At 49.9% G+C, this 19,645-nt stretch carries 15 protein-coding genes and 1 tRNA gene; 13 read left to right on the top strand and 3 right to left on the bottom strand.

The annotated features are described in order from the left end of the window. Window positions 1-34: 34 nt before the first annotated feature. From QZN42_RS04520 to QZN42_RS04490, 7 genes are all read left to right on the top strand, one after another. On the top strand, window positions 35-943 hold the full coding sequence (locus tag QZN42_RS04520; RefSeq protein WP_296954672.1) for a DMT family transporter: 909 nt from the start codon (window positions 35-37) through the stop codon (window positions 941-943). Window positions 944-1,189: 246 nt separating this feature from the next. Then, on the top strand, window positions 1,190-2,035 hold the full coding sequence (locus tag QZN42_RS04515; protein ID WP_296954670.1) for a deoxyribonuclease IV: 846 nt from the start codon (window positions 1,190-1,192) through the stop codon (window positions 2,033-2,035). Continuing rightward, complete coding sequence (locus QZN42_RS04510; RefSeq protein ID WP_296954668.1) at window positions 2,032-3,204, top strand: exonuclease SbcCD subunit D; 1,173 nt, start codon at window positions 2,032-2,034, stop codon at window positions 3,202-3,204. The genes QZN42_RS04515 and QZN42_RS04510 overlap by 4 nt, the downstream gene beginning before the upstream one ends. Beyond that, a complete protein-coding gene (locus tag QZN42_RS04505; RefSeq protein WP_296954667.1) occupies window positions 3,201-5,822 on the top strand; it encodes an SMC family ATPase in 2,622 nt (873 codons plus the stop codon). The genes QZN42_RS04510 and QZN42_RS04505 overlap by 4 nt, the downstream gene beginning before the upstream one ends. A gap of 778 nt (window positions 5,823-6,600) precedes the next feature. After that, window positions 6,601-7,968 (top strand): replicative DNA helicase, encoded by a 1,368-nt coding sequence (gene dnaB / locus QZN42_RS04500; RefSeq protein WP_296954717.1) that lies wholly within the window; start codon window positions 6,601-6,603, stop codon window positions 7,966-7,968. A 9-nt stretch (window positions 7,969-7,977) separates the two neighbouring features. Continuing rightward, window positions 7,978-8,730, top strand: coding sequence for a uracil-DNA glycosylase (locus tag QZN42_RS04495; RefSeq protein ID WP_296954665.1), 753 nt, complete (start codon window positions 7,978-7,980; stop codon window positions 8,728-8,730). A gap of 239 nt (window positions 8,731-8,969) precedes the next feature. Then, complete coding sequence (locus tag QZN42_RS04490; RefSeq protein WP_296954662.1) at window positions 8,970-10,049, top strand: L,D-transpeptidase; 1,080 nt, start codon at window positions 8,970-8,972, stop codon at window positions 10,047-10,049. Between the two features lie 198 nt (window positions 10,050-10,247). Here QZN42_RS04490 and QZN42_RS04485 read toward each other — a convergent pair whose 3' ends face one another. Continuing rightward, window positions 10,248-10,712 carry a hypothetical protein gene (locus QZN42_RS04485; RefSeq protein WP_296954661.1) on the bottom strand — a complete coding sequence of 155 codons (465 nt, stop codon included), beginning with the start codon at window positions 10,710-10,712 and terminating at the stop codon, window positions 10,248-10,250. An 8-nt stretch (window positions 10,713-10,720) separates the two neighbouring features. Continuing rightward, window positions 10,721-11,173, bottom strand: coding sequence for a VOC family protein (locus QZN42_RS04480; protein WP_296954659.1), 453 nt, complete (start codon window positions 11,171-11,173; stop codon window positions 10,721-10,723). Window positions 11,174-12,034: 861 nt separating this feature from the next. Between QZN42_RS04480 and QZN42_RS04475 the strand changes: the two genes are divergently transcribed. The 5 genes from QZN42_RS04475 to QZN42_RS10150 all read left to right on the top strand — a co-directional run bounded on the left by QZN42_RS04475 (window position 12,035) and on the right by QZN42_RS10150 (window position 17,489). Then, a complete protein-coding gene (locus QZN42_RS04475; protein ID WP_296954658.1) occupies window positions 12,035-12,790 on the top strand; it encodes an HD domain-containing protein in 756 nt (251 codons plus the stop codon). Between the two features lie 970 nt (window positions 12,791-13,760). Further along, window positions 13,761-14,753 carry a tripartite tricarboxylate transporter substrate binding protein gene (locus QZN42_RS04470; RefSeq protein WP_296954657.1) on the top strand — a complete coding sequence of 331 codons (993 nt, stop codon included), beginning with the start codon at window positions 13,761-13,763 and terminating at the stop codon, window positions 14,751-14,753. 105 nt (window positions 14,754-14,858) lie between these two features. Then, window positions 14,859-15,317: a tripartite tricarboxylate transporter TctB family protein gene (locus tag QZN42_RS04465; RefSeq protein WP_296954656.1), complete on the top strand. Its 459-nt coding sequence runs from the start codon at window positions 14,859-14,861 to the stop codon at window positions 15,315-15,317. A gap of 15 nt (window positions 15,318-15,332) precedes the next feature. Beyond that, window positions 15,333-16,844 carry a tripartite tricarboxylate transporter permease gene (locus QZN42_RS04460; RefSeq protein ID WP_296954654.1) on the top strand — a complete coding sequence of 504 codons (1,512 nt, stop codon included), beginning with the start codon at window positions 15,333-15,335 and terminating at the stop codon, window positions 16,842-16,844. 576 nt (window positions 16,845-17,420) lie between these two features. Beyond that, window positions 17,421-17,489, top strand: a complete 69-nt coding sequence (locus tag QZN42_RS10150) for a putative holin-like toxin (RefSeq protein WP_363916265.1) — start codon at window positions 17,421-17,423, stop codon at window positions 17,487-17,489. A gap of 206 nt (window positions 17,490-17,695) precedes the next feature. Here the strand turns inward: QZN42_RS10150 and QZN42_RS04455 are convergent. Beyond that, window positions 17,696-17,769 (bottom strand) — tRNA-Gly (locus tag QZN42_RS04455). 214 nt (window positions 17,770-17,983) lie between these two features. Here QZN42_RS04455 and QZN42_RS04450 point away from each other — a divergent pair. Next, window positions 17,984-19,186, top strand: coding sequence for an MFS transporter (locus QZN42_RS04450; RefSeq protein ID WP_296954652.1), 1,203 nt, complete (start codon window positions 17,984-17,986; stop codon window positions 19,184-19,186). Window positions 19,187-19,645 lie beyond the last annotated feature (459 nt).

Raw genomic sequence — 19,645 nt, 5'->3', positions numbered from 1 at the left:
AGTGAAAATTCCATGTTTCCGAAAGGAGCCCGTCATGAATACCCGTCAGGCTGAAATCCTTCTCTTCTCCGTCATTGCAGCGCGAAGCACTTCTTATACATTTTCCAAAATTTCCATCAATGCCCTTCCTCCCCTGGAGCTCCTGGGCATCCGGTTCCTTCTTTCTTCCCTCATTCTCTGTATCCTGTTTCACAGGAAGCTGCTCAAAATCGGTCGGGAGGAAATCAAAGGCGGATTCCTCACGGGTCTGGCCCTTTTTACCTGCATGGCCTGCGAACTGGTGAGTCTCACCATGATTCCCGCCTCTTCTGCCGCTTTTCTGGAAAATATGGCGGTCCTCTGGGTTATCCTCATCGGGGCAGTCCTTAAGAGGAAATTCCCCGGAGTGAAGACGATTGTTTCCGTGATCCTCGTGATTGGCGGCATTGCCTGCCTCACGCTGAAAGGCGGCGAACTTTCCCTTTCCCCGGGAGAACTCATCTGCCTTTCCGGTTCCTTCTTTTATGCCCTGTGGATTCTGCTGACGAGCCATTTCGCCAGATCGGCCGAACCCATTTCCGTGGGTCTGCTCCAGATGGGGGTCATGGGGGCGCTGGGACTTGTTTCCTCTTTCTTTTTCGAAATTCCTTCCGTTCCCACGGAATCTTCCACCTGGCTTGCCCTTGCCGGACTCATCCTTCTCTGTTCCGTCTTCGGCTTTACTTTCCAGACAGTGGCCCAGAAGTATGCATCTCCCGAAATGGCAGGATTCTTTGCCGCTGCCGCTCCCATGATGGCTGCCTTTTTCTCCTGGCTGATTCTGGGAGAAGCCATGACCATCATTCAGATGGCAGGAGCCGGACTCATCACGGTGAGCCTCATCCTCATGCAGCTGGGGGAAAATAAGAATAGCAGAGAAAAGTCTCCTGCCTTTCATTCTGCGGAATGCGCGGAAAAAGCATAATTCATGGTCCGTCATGCCCGCTATCCTTCCGGCGCTTCCACCCTGCCCTGCGGATCCGCTTTCCGGGATGGGGCCATTTAAACAGTGAGAAATATTTCCCACTGTTTTTTTATTTTGGATAATCGGCCGAAAGGGAGATGATTTTCGTGCAGCCGGTCTTTTCCCTATATGTCCTTCCTCATGCTATAATGAAATCGTAATTTCATGAGAATCTATTTTAATTTTTATTTCCATAAAGGAGTCACTATGTTCATCATCGGCTGTCATCTGTCAGTAACGAACGGTTTCCTCGCCATGGGGAAGGAAGCCACGGCGCTCGGTGGAAATACATTCCAGTTTTTTCCGAGGAATCCGCGGGGCGGGGCATCGAAGCCTCTCGTTGAGGAAGATGTGGAAGGTCTGAAGGCCTGGATGGAGGACCATCATTTCGGACCCATCCTCTGCCACGGGGCCTATACCATGAACGGCGCATCGACCAAGGAAAAGGTCCGGGAATTTGCAAGGACCGCCATCCGCGAAGATCTGGCCAAAGCGGCCCATCTGCCGAAGTGCATGTACAATTTCCACCCCGGCGCTCATCTGAAACAGGGAGTAGATGTGGCAGTGGAGCTGATCAGCGATATGCTGAATTCTGCCATGGACCAGGAGGAACTGCCAAAGGTGGTATGCCTGGAAACGATGGCAGGCAAAGGTACGGAAGTGGGCCGCACTTTTGAAGAACTGGCAGCCATCATCGAAAAAGTGGAGCGGAAAGACCGCATGGGGGTATGCCTCGATACCTGTCACGTCTACGATGGAGGGTACGATATAGTGAATGACCTGGACGGGGTGCTGGGAAAATTCGATGAAACAGTGGGCCTTGATAAACTTCACGCTATTCATCTGAATGATGATAAAAATCCTTTCGGCAGCCACAAGGACCGCCATGAAAAAATAGGGGAAGGTTCCCTGGGCATCGAAGCCATTACAAGGATCATCAACCATCCGAAACTCCGGGACCTGCCCTTTTATCTGGAAACGCCCAATGAACTTGACGGATATGCGAAAGAAATTGCTTTGCTGAAAAGTCTGCGAAAAGAGGAAAATCTATGAAATTTATTCATACTGCCGACTGGCATCTGGGGAAACTCCTCAAAGAACATTCCATGACAGAAGACCAGGCCTGGCTTCTGGAGCACCGGTTCCTGTCCCTTCTGGATGAAGAAAAACCGGACGTCATCCTTCTGGCAGGCGATGTATACGACCGGTCCAATCCGCCGGAAGAAGCGGTGGAGCTTTTTGACCGGATGACTGAAGAAATCGTGGGGAAGAGGAAGATTCCCTTCATCATTATCAGCGGAAACCATGACAGTGCAGAGCGCCTGGCCGTGGCAAGTCGCCTCCTGACCCATCAGGGACTTTATATTTTCGGGCCGCTCGAAAGGACGAAACCGGTCATTCTTTCCGATGAATACGGAGAAGCGGCCTTCCTGCCCCTGCCCTTTGCAGAACCGGCCAGGGTGCGGGTGATGCTGAACAATCTGGGCATGGAAGGAGCCGAAGAGGTGAGGACTTACGAAAAAGCGGAGGAAGTCCTTTCAGATTATCTCCTCTCTCAGCTGCCGGACGGCGGCAAAAGGATGAGGAAGATTGCCCTGGCCCACGTCTTTGCGGCCGGAGGCAGTACGTCCGATTCGGAACGGCCCCTTTCCATCGGCGGTTATGACCAGATTCCGGACGAAGTCTTTGCGGCCTATGATTATACGGCCCTCGGCCATCTGCACGGACCCCAGAAGACGAAGTCCGCTTCTGAAAAAATCCAGTACAGCGGAAGCCTCATGCGGTACTCCTTCAATGAAGTGCACCAGAAAAAAGGAGTGATTGTAGGAAATATGGACGGGGAAGGCCATATTTCCACCACCTTCCGCCGCCTTACGCCCCTTCATGAAGTGCGGGAACTGAAAGGGAAATTTATAGACCTCATGGGGGACGGAGTGGAACCATCGGAAGATTATCTGGAAATCACCCTCACCGATGAATCGCCGGTCATCGATGCCATGCCGAAGCTCCGTTCGAAATTCCCGAACTGTCTGGGCGTGGAACAGGATATGGGGTACAAGGAAGACGAGGGAAGCCGGGATATCCATCTCGAGCAGATGAGCGATGAAGATATACTGAAAAATTTTGTGAAGCATTTCCGGGAAACCGAGCTTACCGAAGAAGAAGAAAAGCTGGCCCTTTCCATCTGGGACAAAGTGTATGCAAAGGAGGTACAGCCATGAGACCTTTGAAACTCATTATGCGTGCCTTCGGGCCCTATGCCGGAGAAACGGTGATTGATTTCGATAAACTGGACGGCCGCCACCTTTTCCTCATCTGCGGACCAACGGGCGCAGGCAAGACTACCATCCTCGATGCCATGTGCTATGCCCTCTACGGAAGGACCAGCGGGGACCGGACCGGCAGCCACATGAGGAGCGACTATGCAGGGGGTGATACGCCGACGGAAGTCATCTTTGATTTCATGATTGGCGGAAAAACCTACCGCGCCAGCCGGAGCCCCGAGCAGATGCTCAATAAAAAACGGGGCGAAGGCCTGCGGAAAGTCCCCATGAAAGCATCCCTTTCGGAACTGGAAGAAGGAAAAGAAATCAATACGGTCACAAAAAATGTGGATGAAGCGTCGAGCCGCCTCATCGGCCTCAATGCAAGCCAGTTCTGCCAGGTCATCCTCCTGCCCCAGGGCGATTTCCGGAAGCTCCTCGTGGCCAAGCCGGAAGAAAGAGAAGCCATCCTGAAGCAGCTTTTCAAGACCCAGCGGTTCTCCGATTTCCAGATGGAACTTTTCAGCCATCTGAAAGGCCTCCAGCTGACACTTAAAGATGAAGAGACAAGGCTGCAGACCACCCTCTCCATGGTGGGGGCAGCTGATGAAAAAGATCTGGGAAATAAAATCACCGATATGGTTAGACTGGTGAAGGAAACGGAAGAGAAGAAAGAACAGGCAGAAAAAGCCTACGCCGGTTTCCGCACCCGTTACCAGAAAGCAGCAGTCCTGTACAACCATTTCAGGACGTTGGAAAAAGCAGAAGAAGACCTTGCCCTCTGCCTTCGGGAAGAGCCGGCCATCGAAAAGGCAAAGACAGACCTTGCCCGCATCAGGAGCGCCAAAGAGCTGGCCGCCTATTTCGAAAATCTGGATAAAATCAGGGTAGACGGGGGAGAAGTCCGGAAGAAAATGGACAGGGCTCTTGAAGAGAGAGTCAAAGCGGAAAAAGAAAAAACCGCTCTTGCCGCCAGGCAGGAAGTCCTTGACCGGCAGGCGGATGAAATAGGAAAATCCCGGGTGCGCATGGCGGAACTTATTTCCTGGGAACCGAAAGCCAAAGCTTATGGAGCGACTAAGCGGGAAGTGGACCGGCTGACCATCAAATTCAACGAAGCCAATGATATGCTGAAAAAACTGGAAAAGTCCGCTAAAGACTGTCAGGTGGAAAGAGACAAAGCCCGCGCCGCCTATGAAGCCCTTGAGCAGGCTTACTATTCCGGACAGGCAGCCATCCTGGCAGGAGGCCTTAAAGAAGGCATGCCCTGCCCCGTATGCGGAGCCATCCATCATCCCTCCCCGGCAAAAAGGGATAAACACCTTCCCACGGAAGAAATGGTGAAGAAGGCAGGGGAGGCGGCCAGGAAAGCAGCACTGGACTATGATAATGCAAACTACCTCCACCAGCAGTACCAGGCCAGCGCTTTTGTAAGCGCTATTACAGAGCTTGGCAATGCGCAGACGAAAATGAGGACCCTGGAAGACATACCGGAGGAATACCGGGTAACCGATGCTATCCAGACCGAAGTGGCCCGCATCAACCATTTCATCCGGGACTGGGAAAAAGATTCAAAAGAAACGGCCGCAAAGAAAGAAAAGGCGGCGGCTGCTTTCTCCGCAGCCGATGCGGAATACAAGACCTACGAAGCCCAGCGGGAGAAACTGGCGAAAGATTACAGGGAATGGGAAGGAAAACTCACGGAAAGAGCACTTTCTGCCGGCTTTGCCAATATTGACGAAAGCCGCCTCTGGTACAAACGGGCCGGGGAAGAAAAGAAGATTTCCTCAGAAATTGAAAACTGGCAGGCCAGAAAGAAAGCGGCGGAAAAAATGATTTCCGATGAAAAACTGGTGGTGGCAGGTGAAACCAGGCCGGATATGGAAGCTTTGGGCCGGGAAGACAATACCCTTCAGGCGGAAATCAAGGGAGCTGTGCGCATGATTTCCGAAGGCGAAAGCAGGCTGAAAGACCTGCAGAAGGCAGAAATAAAGGTGAAGGAAATCAGCGGACTCCATGAGGAAACGATGAAGGAAGCAGGCCTGGCCGCCGGTCTTTACAACCTCACCCGCGGAGAAAAGACGAGGGTCACCCTGGAGCGCTATGTGCTGGGCTCCCTCCTGGACGAAGTGGCAAGAGCCGCCAACCTGCGCCTTCTGGACATGAGCCACCGCCGTTACAGCCTTCACCGCATGGCAGACGGCACAAATGATGCCAAAGGCGGGCTGACCCTGGAAGTTTCCGACAGCTATACAGGAAGGTCCCGTCCCGCCAATACCTTGTCCGGCGGCGAGACGTTCCTTGCATCCCTTTCCCTGGCTTTAGGCCTTGCCGACGTAGTCCAGGCCCGTCAGGGAGGAGTCAGACTGGATACCATGTTCATCGATGAAGGATTCGGCACCCTGGACCCTGAAGCACTGAACAGTGCCATGAATACTTTGATCGATCTGCAGAATACAGGACGCCTCGTGGGCATCATCTCTCACGTGCCGGAACTGGAAGAACGAATCGATGCCAGACTCCGCGTCATGCCGGCAGAAAAAGGAAGCCGGGCGGTATTTGAGGTGACTGACTGAGGCAATTGTCAAATACTGCGGATTGAGTCAGTTAGCCTGTATCGTTCTTCGCTGCTCGTTGTTCGTTAAGGTGGCGCCCGGAAATCATAAGGGCGCCATTTTTGTACGGATAGCACAGACGGATTTATTTGGGACATTGGGCAGATAGAATGGAATAAGTCAGCTGCGGTTTTCGTGAATCAGCCTCACTACGTCATGCCCCGAGATAGACTTTATCGAGATTTCGTGATTCGTGGTTCGTGAAGGTGGCGGCCTGATGGCCGCCATTTTTGTATGGATAGCACAGACGGGGATGCATATAAAAAGAATCTATAATAAAAAATCAAAAATAAAATCCTCTTTTTGTACTATACAGACAGAGCTGAAGAAAACGCGCAGGTCCCTGCTACGGCAGCCATTCTCAGAGAAAGCGGGGAGCGAAGAAAAGCTCGCTATATGGTACCATGTAGAAAAAAGAAACTAACTAACTTGTAAATGTTGAAAACAGAAAGCCACAAAGCGGATGAATGAAGAGCCCCGCTTCGTGGCTTTTTGTGGTGGGATTATGAATAACGGGAACCGCCTTGTCCCTGATGAGGCGGTTCCCGTTATTTGCTTTAAAAGATGCAATGCACCTTCCCTGTTTATAAGGTATAATAAGTAAGATACACGAAGAGTACAGGTGAATTTCTTCGGGAGGAATTCCATGAGTGATTTTAACGATGCCCGTAAGGGCGATAGAAATAATTTCAAATCTGACCGGAAGGACTGGAAACAGAAGCTGGATACCGATTCCCAGATCATTACCCGCATACCGCCCCAGAATATTGAGGCGGAGAAAGCGGTACTGGGGGCCATGCTGCTGGAGAAGGATGCCATTGTCACGGCCGAAGACATGCTGACGCCTGCTGATTTCTACAGAGAATCCAATGCCATTATTTTTCAGGCCATCCTGAATCTTTTCCACCGGGGAGAGCCGGCGGATATCCTGACGGTCACCGAAGAACTGAAGAAACTGGGCCGCCTGGATGACGTGGGAGGCATTCTTTACGTCAATGAACTGCCCGTTTCCGTCATAAACACGAAATCCGTGGACCGCTATGCAGATATTGTGGCAGGCAAGGCGAAGCTGCGCCGCCTCATCGATGCGGCGGGAACGATTGCCGACGAAGCCTACTCCGAAAGACAGGATGTGGCGGAGATTACAGACGATTCCGAAAAACTCATCCTCCAGGTGACCAGGGATGAAAGGAAATCCGATTTCGTCGCTATCGGTGAAGCGGTGCGGAATGAACTGGAAGAAATTTCCGAGAAATATAAAAATAAAGAATCCATCACCGGCCTGGCCAGCGGATTCCCTTCTCTTGATGCCCTGACCACAGGATTCCAGAAAGGGGACTTCATCATCGTCGCTGCCCGTCCGTCCATGGGGAAGACTGCCTTCGTCCTGAACATGGCAAAGAATATGTCTATTTCCTCCGCCAAAAGGCGGGTCGCCTTCTTTTCTCTGGAAATGTCGAGAGAACAGCTGGTACAGCGCCTCCTCTGCTCCACGGCCCTCGTGGACAGCTCGAAGCTCCGCACCGGACGGATCACCACCAATAAAGAATGGCAGCAGCTCGCCACCGCTGCCTCCGTCCTCATGGAAGCGCCTCTTTATATCGACGATACCCCGGGCATTTCCGTTTCCGAAATCCGTTCCAAGTGCCGCCGCCTCAAGGCAGAGCACGGGCTTGATGTGATTATGATTGACTACCTCCAGCTCATGCAGGCAAAGAATGCATCCAGAAACGGGGACAACCGGCAGCAGGAAATTTCCGAAATTTCCCGCTCCCTGAAGAGCCTTGCCCGCGAACTGAACGTACCGGTCATCGCCCTCTCCCAGCTTTCCCGAAGCGTGGAATCCCGCCAGGACCACCGGCCTTTCCTTTCCGACCTTCGTGAATCGGGGTCCCTGGAACAGGATGCGGACCTCGTCAGCTTCCTTTACCGTGAAGCTTATTATAATCGTGAAATCGAAGACGACGACCCGAAGAAGAATGAAACGGAAATCATCGTGGCCAAGAACAGAAATGGCCCGGTAGATACAGTGAAACTTCACTTCGCAGGCCAGTTCACCCTCTTCTATGAATTAACGAATCAGGAACCGCCGCCGGATATGCAGTAAGAGGTAACTATGGATTTATTTGGACACGAAGATCCCGAAGAATACGCCGAAAGGCGGCATCGGGAAATGATGGGACCGCAGAAAGAAGAACCCCATTTCAAAAATCATAAAGAAATAGAAAATGCCATCAGGAGCTGCGCGCAGTGTCCCCTTCGCAAAGAGGGAGGCCTGGGGCCTGTCCTTTCCTCGGGACCTGCCGATTCGCCCATGATGATCGTCGGGGAAGGACCGGGAGGCGTCGAAGATGACTACGGCGCACCCCTCATAGGTCCCTCGGGCCAGCTCCTCGATAAAGCCCTCTTTTCCGTGGGAATTACAAGAGATCATGTCTATGTGACAAATATCGTCAAATGCAGGCCCCATGGAAACAGGACGCCCACCATTCAGGAAGGAAGCTTCTGCGGCTCCATCTGGCTGGTGAAAGAAATAGAACTGGTACGGCCGAAAGTCATCGTGGGTCTTGGAAAAGTAGCCCTCCGCTTCTTCCTCGGAAGAGACGCAGGCATTATCCGCTCCAGAGGCCACTGGATCAACTACCGCGGCATACCCGTCATGCCCACCTTTCATCCCGCCTACCTTCTGCGTCAGAGCGGCCGGGAACTGGTCAATGCCAAATGGCAGGTCTACTACGACCTGCTTGCCGCCAAAGAGCAGGCCCAGAAAGCTTCGCCCGGCTGGGTATGGAAAAGCGAAACGCCGCCGAATCTGCTGGAAACTTTAGGAGAAGAAAGAGCCCGGCGCCACAGCGGCGAGGCTTTCTGAATCAACGCCTCAAAGGTCGGAAAAAAGCCTGCCCGAAGTTCGGGGGCGGCCGGAGGAGCTGTACTATGGGACAAGTCGGAAATGAACTAAGTGATACGCTTCTCAAGGAGAGCTGATGCGAAGTGACTGGGAGGCTGTACTCACATGCAGGATGACAATGTTTTGCTGATCCAGATATATAACTTTTATTTCCATTTGAATTTCACATTTTTATAAATCAGGGGATAGGGGAAATAACATTGATTAAAAAGATTTTACTGGCAGCCGCCATGGCTATGGCAATTTCCGGCGCCATGACAGGAAATGCAGAAGCTAAAGGGTATTATGGAGATACGGCTCCCGAAGCGACTGTCGTCAAAAATAAAGTACCGAAGGAAATCAAAGATCTAAAAGCAAAGAAAGCACCCGTCGCTGCCTATATCGAAGAAAAAGCGCCGGTAGAAAAAGAAGCACCGAAAAAGCCGCGGTTTGAAGACAAACGCATCGAAGTCAATCTGGCCAGCCGCCTTCTCACCCTCTATCAGGGCGATGTAGGCATCCGTATGTATCCCGTTGCTCCCGGCAGACCGGGCAAGGATACAGAGACACCTCTTGGCAGGAGAAAAGTCGTTGCCATGATCGTTAACCCGGAATGGGTAGACCCTGATGATGAGGAACATCCCGTACCTTCGGGTCCGGAAAATCCGCTGGGCTACCGCTGGATCGGGATTGGCGGAAATTATGGCATCCATGGAACCAACAACCCGAACTCCATTGGAAATTATGCATCCCATGGCTGCGTCCGCATGTATGAAAAAGATGTGGAAGACCTCTTTGCTCATATCGTAAAGGGAATTCCCGTAGATATTATTTATGAAAGAGTGGTGGTTCAGGAAGAAACGGACCGCACCGTGGTTTACTATATCTATCCCGATGGCTATAACCGTCAGCCTCTGGACGCCAGGGCAGTACGGGAGAAACTCCGTCCCTTCGGCGTGGCCGGATTCCCTACGGATGAGGAACTGAATTCCGCCATTTATGCTTCCGATGGAAATCCCCATTATGTGGCCAAAGTCTATGACCTCTATGTGAAAGGAAAGAAACTGGAAACAAGGGCTTACGGCAAAGACGGTCATATCTATATCCCCGTATTTCCAGTGGCCAGAGCTGCCGGAATTCAGGCAGAATGGTCCCCGAATTTCCAGCTGCTCACCACCCCTTACGGAAAAGCACCGGGCATTCAGAAATGGCATGCCCTTTACATTGATGCCAATGACGCTCCGGCTCTCCTCCATATGAATGCCCGGCTGGATGAAAATTATAATGTGGAACTGAATTGAAAAAGTTCTTAGTTATCAGTGAAGGAAGGCCCGCCTCAATGTGAAGCGGGCCCTTTTTTTATGGTGTTAAGCAGATGATTTTCATTAAAAAAGCGGCGCTTTTCATTTTTGGCGCCGCACCTTCACTGAGAACTGCTAACTGAGAACTGATCACTTTTATTTCAGGCTTTTGAAACAGAACACAGCTATTCAGCCGGCTCACTTCTTCCAGTCATCCCATGTATCAGGAAATATAAATCCCAGCACCGTTCCGCCCACGAGGATGGCATACTTGATGCCGGCGGGCATGAAAAGGTCGGAAATGATATACATGAGAATGACCACGATACAGAGCTCCGTGCCCCGGGGATAGACCCGGTACCGCTGCATCCAGGAAGCACCCAGAAGCACATTGGCCGCAAGGGTCAGGATGAACTGAAGAACTCCGATGAGGACTTTGCTGGCAGAGTCTCCAACGAGGGACGAAAAAATAATAATCACCGTCATGAGGACGATGGGAAGAAGAACAGCAAGAATGACGAAGGGAAGACGTTTCGCAAACGTTTTCCTTGTAATGATTTTCCTCGCATCAAAAGAGGTCTTCCTCCAGGTAAGAAAGACGATGATGACCGCCGAGAGAATATATTCGGCGATGAAGAATAAATTGGACTGGTACGGTGTCATAGGTCTCCTTATTCGATGGCTGCGTTTTCATCATTTTCCGCAAACATCACATCTTCCGCGATATTTCCGCGAACTTCATTCTGATTGACATACCAGGCGATTTCGATGAGATTTCCATCAGGATCCCGCAGATACATAGACTTCATGGGTCCCCTGGCCCCGTGACGGTCCACGATGCCCGTGATGAGGGGCGCCTTTTTCTCTCTAAGCTCTGTTTCCACCTCTTCCAGAGGGGTCTCTGTGATGATACAGAGATCGATGCTTCCAGACACAGGATTCAGGGCGGCCGGCTGGAACTCCCCCGGCCGCTGATGGATATTGATTTTGCAGTTTCCGAAAAGAAAGGCATACCGGCCGTTTGATTCCGAAAGGGTCATACCCAGGATATCCCGGTAAAAATGAATGCATGCTTCCAGATTTCTCGTGGTCAGCACGATATGGTCAAAATTGATAAGTTTCATGATTTCCCCCCAGGGGTATTATAGTACTTACCCATTTTAACCATTTTCAGGAAAAAGTGCAAAGGGGAGGGGGTGAGGTTTTTAATATTGAAATCAAACTGATTAAAAACAACTTTTGAATCGGGAATGTCGGGGGTATCGGGGGTATCGGGGTTGTCGGGGCGGTGGCCGCATCAAATTACAAAGCGGCCAATTTTAATATTCTTATTGAGCAGGAGGAATTGGGGATTAGGGGCGGTGCGGCGTATAAAAACAGGAAGCGCCGCGGAGTTTTTAAATTACAAACCTTATCATGCCCGAAAAGGGACAGCAGTGGGAGGGTCTGCACAATCGGAAGCGTAATCATTTTCCCAAATCGCTCGCGGAAAAGCGTCCCCGGCGGGGGAAGCTCCTGCGAAGCAGGAGAAGGGGGCCAATCGATTCGAAGAATCGATGACTTGCAGAATCGGCATTCAGAAAATTGTGCAAAATCTTTATTTCGTGATATTTCCGTTATTATGATACTATAGGAATAGAAATATTTTCTATTCTCAAAAGGAGACAGCCATTAAGAGGAAACTAGACATCCTCATCGGAGTCCTGATCGTCCCTGGCGTGATCGTAGGTATCCTGATTCATACTTCCACTTTTTTCAGCGGCCCTGTATCCATGACTTTTGACCGGAAACCGGCAGAAGCAGCCTTTCCGAAACAGACAGGGAAATCATGGAATACCCTGCTATGAAAGGAGCCTCCTTCGGGGTAGGCCTCACGGCAAATATTGAAGGAGATATCGATCCCTGGCTTGCAAAAGCGGGATTCTGAGATTTCCGGAGGAAGTTAATTTCTCCATGATGATTGATGACTCGATGCAGAGGAAATAATGGTCATTTCAAGATCCTTTATTTTAAAACAATTTGATTCATACACTCGTCGTTTTGACGAGAAGGACCCGCAGGTCCTCCTGAAAGTCCTTCATTCGAAAAAGGTGGCATCCAATGCGGAAATCATTGCCAAAGGCCTGGGCCTTTCCGATTCGGACAGGGACTTGGCCTGGGCGCTGGGGATGCTGCACGACATCGGACGTTTTGAGCAGATTAAGAGGTTTCATACCTTTTCCGACGGGAAGTCCATGAACCATGCGGCTTTCGGGGCGAAATATCTTTTTCAGGAAGACCATATCCGGGATTTCATCGAAGATTCATCGGAAGATGCCCTCATGGAGAAAGCCATCGCCCTCCACAGCGCCTATGAGCTGCCATTGGGACTTTCTGAAAGGGAGCTCCTTTTCTGTAAGCTTCTCCGGGATGCGGATAAAACCGATATTTTCCGGGTTTATGCCGTCTATGCGGATCATCCGGAAATCATCTGGAACACAGCGCGGGAGAAGTTTGAAAAGTCAAAGATGACGGGAAAAGTCTATGAAATGGCGCTCACAAAGAAATCCATTCCCACTTCCATCAAGAAAGAACCTCTTGATTTCCACGTGGGCGGCCTGGCCATGTACTTTGACGTGAATTTCGAAGTGACAAGGAAACTCATCCGAAAGCAGGGATACCTGGCAAGGTTTATGGATTTTCATAGTCAGGACGAGGAAACGGAAAAACAGCTTTCAGAAGTGAAAAAATTGATATTCTGATGGAAATAAAACAGCTTTCCCGAAGGAAGGCTGTTTTAACTTTTACTGCGATGACGTCAAATGGAACTGTATTGGAAAACTTTTCGGTGAAATGGATTCGGTGGATTTTTTACAGCAGCAGAAATCATGATTTTATTCCAAAAATAAACGGAACGAATGTTTTACAAAAGTCAAGCCTTTTTTAAAAAGTTTTCAAAAAAGGCGGAAAATTTTGAAAAATAAAAAAATTCAAACCCGAAAGCCCCGATAAAATCTATCTTTTTTTGCCCTCTAAAAATTTCTAATGAAAATATAATGGAACAAAAAAGCCCTTTTTGCATTATATAGATAGAGAACCGAAAAAGAGGAGCTCCGGGAACGACTCCGGATGGATCATCAGCGCGCCAACATATGAGATGGTTCAGGACAAATTCCCTATATCTTTTTCCTCTCCAAATCCCGGGATAAATTTTTATTATTCCAGTTGTTAAAAAGTAAATAAGCCTTCCAAAGAGAGAAACTCACTGACAATCAAGCGCAGCTTCTATCCCTCCACTCACGACCGAAAGCACCGTTTGACGGTTCCCTGCTCTCGCTGACAAAGAGGGGATGCCCTGGGGCCTTGCCATAGATTTCGAATCGGACGAAGGCTTTTTTGCGTGCTTTTTATTTCTTCCGGAGCGGAAAGGCTTGAGGCATTTCGACAGGAAGGGGTATGGTGATGGGGTCTTGTGATGCCGGACTGAATTTTCCATCGAATTTCCTGTTTATAAAGTCCTCTGATATAAGTTATATATTTTATCTTTACAATCTAATAGAAATATTTGTGTAGTCATTACAATTATCCCATATATGTAATTATTGTGTAAAATAAAAAAGAATAGTAAAATAAAAAAATAAGTGATTTGTAAAGCGCACATAATTTCATATTTGGGAGCCCGAGGCCGGGCGGGGAGAGTCCGGCGCAGGGAATCAAGGAGGAAAAACAACGATGAAAAAGAAACTTCTGCTTGCTGCTGCTGCCATTCTTTCTGCAGGTATTCTTCTGGGAGGCTGCGGAGGCGGCTCCAAGAGCGCTGCGAAATCCGGCGCTGCATGGAAACCGGAAAAGGATGTCAAAGTCATTGTAGCGTATAAAGCAGGTTCCGGCACGGATACCGGTGCACGCCTTCTGACGAACAGCGCAAAGAAATATGTGGGCCAGACTCTGGTTATCGAAAATAAACCGGGCGCTGACGGCAAGATTGGCTGGACCGAACTGGCCAAATCAAAACCGGACGGATACACCATCGGTTTCATCAATCTGCCGACCTATACCACTCTGGAACTCCAGAAAGGCAGCAATCTGGATGACAAATCCATCGTTCCAATCTGCAACCATGTAACGGAAACAGGCGTTGTGGTCGTAAAGAAAGATGCGAAATGGAATACGCTGAAAGAACTCGTTGAAGATGCAAAAGCACATCCGGGTCAGCTGAAGGCTTCCACCAACGGCAGCCAGGCTTCCAATCATACCGCAGCCCAGCTGCTCGCAAAATCTGCAGGTTTCGAATACAATGCAGTTCCTTATGGCGGAACAGCTGACCAGCTCCTGGCTCTCCGTCAGGGCGAAGTTGATTTCTCCTGCGCTAAAGTAGGCGACGTGGCAAAACTGATCAATGGGGATACGGCTGAACTGAAAGTCCTCGGCGTATTCGATACGAAGAGAGATCCATCCCTGAAAGACGTACCGACCCTGGGCGAACTGGGTTACTATGATAAATGGTACGGCTCTGCCCGTGCTCTCGTAGCTCCGAAGGGCACTCCGGAAAACATCATTAAATTCTATGATGAAGCTTTCAAGAAGACCATGGAAGATCCGGAAGTCAAAGCTGCTCATGAAAAAGCAGGCATGTCCATCGATTACAAGAATGCAGCAGATCTGGGCCAACTGATCGAAAGCCAGAGAGATTTCTGCAAGAACATCGTAAGCAAGCTCTATTAATCCCATCCTGAGGAATATATCGGTATTGAGGCCGCCCCCATCGGCGGCCTCTTGCCGATATAGATGACGCATGAAAATGATTTTTATTTCCAAAAGGAGATGCGCATGAAAAAATCAGATATTTTTATCTGCGGATTCATGTACCTCTTCAGTTTCTTCTTCCTCTATCTTACGGAAGAGTATCCTGAACCGGTCCGACACTATCCGCACTTCGTCATAGGCCTCCTGCTTGTGCTTACCACAGTTCATGTAGGAAATATGTTTCTGGCCTGCCGGAAAGACCACAAAGTGGACAATGACTTTTCGAAGATTTTTGACGGCTTCGAAAAGAAACAGTTCTGGTACACCTTTGCGGCTTTCATCGGATTCTTCATCCTCATGTACCTGGTGGGCTTTTATATCGCTGCCCTGATCTACCTCCTCTCGACGCTCTGCTATTTCAAAATCCGTCCTCTTTATATCGGGATGGTCCTTGTGGGGATGGCAGCCATCGTTTACGGTACATTTGATATTTTCCTGAAAGTGCCCCTTCCCATGGGCATCATTCTGGAAGAATTCTTATAAGGAAGGAGGAAAACTATGGACGCACAAACTCTGGGACTTATGGCAGCCGGATTTGGACATGCTTTCGATCCCATGAACCTGATTATGCTGATTGTAGGCGTAACCATCGGCGTAGTCGTCGGCTGTATGCCGGGACTTTCCGCAGCTATGGGCGTAGCCCTTCTTCTTCCTCTGACTTTCGGTATGAAACCGGAAACGGGCCTCATCATGCTGGGGGGCATTTACTGCGGCGCTATTTTCGGCGGTTCTATTTCCGCCATCCTCATTCATACCCCGGGGACCCCTGCCTCGGCGGCTACGGCTCTTGACGGCTATGAACTGACGAAACAGGGGAAAGCCGGTAAAGCTTTGGGGACTGCCTGCTTTGCTTCCTTCTGCGGCGGCCTTCTCTCCTGTATTTCCCTTTATTTCTTCGCTCCCATGCTGGCCCAGCTGGCCATGAAATTCGGAAGCCCGGAATACTTCTGGCTCGCCCTTTTCGGCATCACCATTATCGCCGGCGTAACCACCGGTTCCATGGTGAAAGGCCTCATGTCCGGTGCTTTCGGACTCATCCTTTCCACCATCGGCATGGACCCCATGGAAGGGGTGGAACGGTACATGTTCGGTATCGATGAACTGTACAACGGGATCAATGTGACCTGTTCCCTCATCGGACTTTTCTCCATGTCCCAGGTCTTCATCCTGACCGAGAAAGCGATCAAGGAAAGAGGAAGCGTCATTAAATTCAAAGATTCCGTGCTTCTCAAAGCAGAAGAAATAAAACGAATCGGACCCACCATCATCCGTTCCTGGATTATCGGAAATATTATCGGCATCCTTCCCGGTGCCGGCGCATCCATTGCCTGCTTTTTGGGCTATGATACGGCTAAAAAATTCTCCAAACATCCGGAAACCTTCGGACACGGAAATATTGAAGGCGTAGCCGGGTCTGAAGCGGCAAACAATGCCGTTACCGGGGGCTCCCTCATTCCGACCCTGACCCTTGGCATTCCTGGTGAATCTGTAACCGCAGTCCTCATGGGCGGCCTCATCATTCAAGGCCTCCAGCCGGGACCGGAACTCTTCACCCGCTATGCTCCCATGACCTATACCTTCTTTGCAGGATTCGTACTGACCCAGTTCTTCATGCTTCTCATCGGACTTGGGGGCTGCCGCATTTTCGCACACCTGGCCAAACTCTCCGATGCCATCCTGATTCCCTGCATTTTCGTACTCTGCGTCGTAGGCTCCTTTGCCATCAATAACAGCTTTACCGATGTAGTCATCATGTTTATTTTCGGCGTCATGGGCTACCTCATGAGAAAAATGGGCCTCAATACGGCAGCTGTCGTGCTGGCCCTGATCCTAGGACCCCTGGGCGAAAGAGGCCTCAGAAGAAGCCTCCAGCTCTCCGGCGGAGATCCCTCCGTACTCTTCTCTACCCCCATCTGCTGGATCCTCATCGCTCTCTGCCTCCTCTCTGCTTTCTCCCCGCTTCTTATGAAATTCTTCAAGAAAGGGAAGGAAATGGCTGCGGGAAAATAGCCTTTAGTGTTTTGGAAATACGAAAAAGAACCGGTTGTTTAAACAATCGGTTCTTTTGTATTGAGAAAATCGGATTTCGGACTTCGGATTGCGGATTTCGGGAAGGTGGCGCCCTTCGGGCGCGAGTATTGATTATAAACTATAAGTCTCATCTGTCAGCTATGCCCGGCGACAGGCACCCTCGCAGCCTCCCCGAAGTTCGGGGAGGTGTCAGCACAGCTGACGGAGGGGCTGTACTATCGTACAAGTCGGAAATGAGCTACAATGTAAATTCATTTCCGGGGAGCTCCGCGATAGCGGTGAGGGGACGATCCAGTCGAAACCATGCAAGGCAGGGGTGTCATATAACGAATCGCGGTAAAATCTATATGGAGAAAGCGCTGTAAAGGAAATGCGGTCAATTCATTTGAAGAATCGAATATGATGCAGGATATTTCTATCCTGTCTTCAAAGCAAAATAAAAATCCCTGCCAATGCAGAGACAAAATACATATTCTGATTTTATGAAATTTCTGATATACTATTTTACGAGTCCTTGACGTGAGTTGGGCTCATCTCCTGTAAGGGGGTGATCCCATGCGTGTTTATGAAGCCATATCGCTGATGATTGCTTTCGGTACGCTGATTGTGATGATTATGAAGTAAAGAGCTGCCCCGGCAGCATATTTATGAATAAAGCGAAAAACCTGACGTAGACACACTGAAGTATCCCTCAATACTTCATTCACGTCAGGCTTTTCGAATCCTAAGTAGATGAGCCTGACGCCTTCACACGTCAAGGACTCTCTCTATGTACATTATAACACAGGCAATCAAAAAATCCTCACTCCAAAGTGAGGATTTCATTTTTATGGAGCGGATGAAGGGAGTCGAACCCTCCTGTCAAGCTTGGGAAGCTTGCGTTCTACCGATGAACTACACCCGCATATGAAATGCAAGATATTCACGTGTAAGAATATCTCACTTACTGCGAGTCCAGTTCAATCTCGGACAGCAACTATCTACCGATGAACTACACCCACATGTTTTATTATAATAGCATATTCGGAAGATTATTTCCACTATTTCTTATATAAGCAATATTTTATCAAAAGTTTTATAATATGGTAGATAAATATGTAACGAAAGGAGGCGGGAGCATGAAGGACTGGAAGCGGGTCATTTACCTGGTGTGCCTGATTCAGGTAGGCGCGGGGATTGCGCTCATGGGGGTCATGTCATTTCTTCCTCTTTTCCTTTCGGAACTGGGGCTTTCGGATCCCGGGGAGTCTGCATTCTGGGCGGGGCTCATTACGGGAGTGACTCCTTTCATGATTGCTCTTTCCGCTCCTTTCTGGTCCATTCAGGCAGACCGGCGGGGACCGAAAACCATGATGACCGTAGTCCTTTCGGCTGTTTCTCTCTGCATCCTGGGTTCCGCTTTTACTCAGGCTCCCTGGCAGCTTCTCATTCTCCGCACTATACAGGGCCTGGTGGGAGGATTTGTGCCCATCGGACTTTCTATCGTGGTTTCTGTGACTCCGGAAGAAAAAACGTCCTGGTCCATGGGCTATTTTCAGGCGGCCATGGTGGTAGGAATCATGGTAGGACCTTTGATTGGCGGAGCTATTGCCGATACAATCGGTTATCGGATGCCTTTCTTCTTTTTCGGGTCTCTCTCCCTTCTCTGCCTCCTGGCAGTCAGACTTTTCATGCCGGAAATTCACCGAAAAGGGGCTTCGAAGGAAAAAGGTTCCACCTGGGGCCAGATTGTGTATTTCATGAAAATCCCCCGGGTCCGGATTATGACTTTCATGCAGTTCCTCTGCAATTTCGGCATCACCGGCATCGGACCGATCCTGCCGCTCTACATCAAACAGATGATGGGCAGCGATTCCGAAGCCGTAGCGACAACGGTAGGTTTCATTATCTTTATTTCCGGCGCCTGCTCTGCCCTGATGTCCCTCAATGTGGGGCGGCTCACCCAGCGTTTCCGTCCCCATAAAATCCTTGTGGCGGCCACGATTTTCGTGGGATTTGATTTCATCATGCAGTACTTCATGACGTCTGTCACCGGTCTTGGCAGCTGGCGTGCTATTACAGGCCTTGGTATGGGTCCCATCGGTCCCTGTACGAATACCATTCTGGCTGCCTCGGTTCCGCCTGAAAAAAGATCTATCGTTTTCGGTGTCGTTTCTTCTATTTTCCTTATGGGCAATGTGGCCGGACCTGTCTGCTCGGGAGCCCTGGCCCGCTGGTTTGGCTACCCCACCGTTTTCTGGACCACTGCCATTGCTTTCTGGCTGGCAGCCGCATTTATAGTCTATAACTTCCGGGGAGACAAAGAGGGAAAGAAACTTTGAAAGCTGTCATCTGTCAGATAAGATGGATTGAGGCAATTTCGGTATTCGGGGTCAGTCTCGCAGGGACATGCCCCGTCAGATTCTTTTACGAGATTTCGGGGTGATCGGGAAGGCGGCACTGCTGAGGCAGCGCCGGTTTTTTTATGGGGATTATGCACAGGCGGAGTTGAAGGAAAGGCAGAGCGTCCACCTTCCGGCCAAAGGCTCCTGCACGACGTACTATGTAAAACTGGGTCAAGCCCCATATCCTTCACTGACCGCTTTTATTTCAAATAAAAAGAGCCGGCTGCACAACCGGCTCTTTTTCTAATCACTAAAAGCTGACTGCTAACGGCTAACGGCTAACTGCTAACTGCTAACGGCAATATCATTAACTTAACAGCTGCTAAAGTGCTTCCAAATCGAAATTTCTCTATTGCGTTTAAAGGAAATAGGGCCTTATTCACCCTGTTCGGAGTA

This window comes from uncultured Dialister sp. (genome assembly GCA_900314595.1).
In the GTDB taxonomy this organism is placed as follows: domain Bacteria; phylum Bacillota; class Negativicutes; order Veillonellales; family Dialisteraceae; genus Dialister.
Note: the sequence above shows the minus strand (reverse complement) of the source record. Positions and strands in the feature narration are given on the sequence as shown.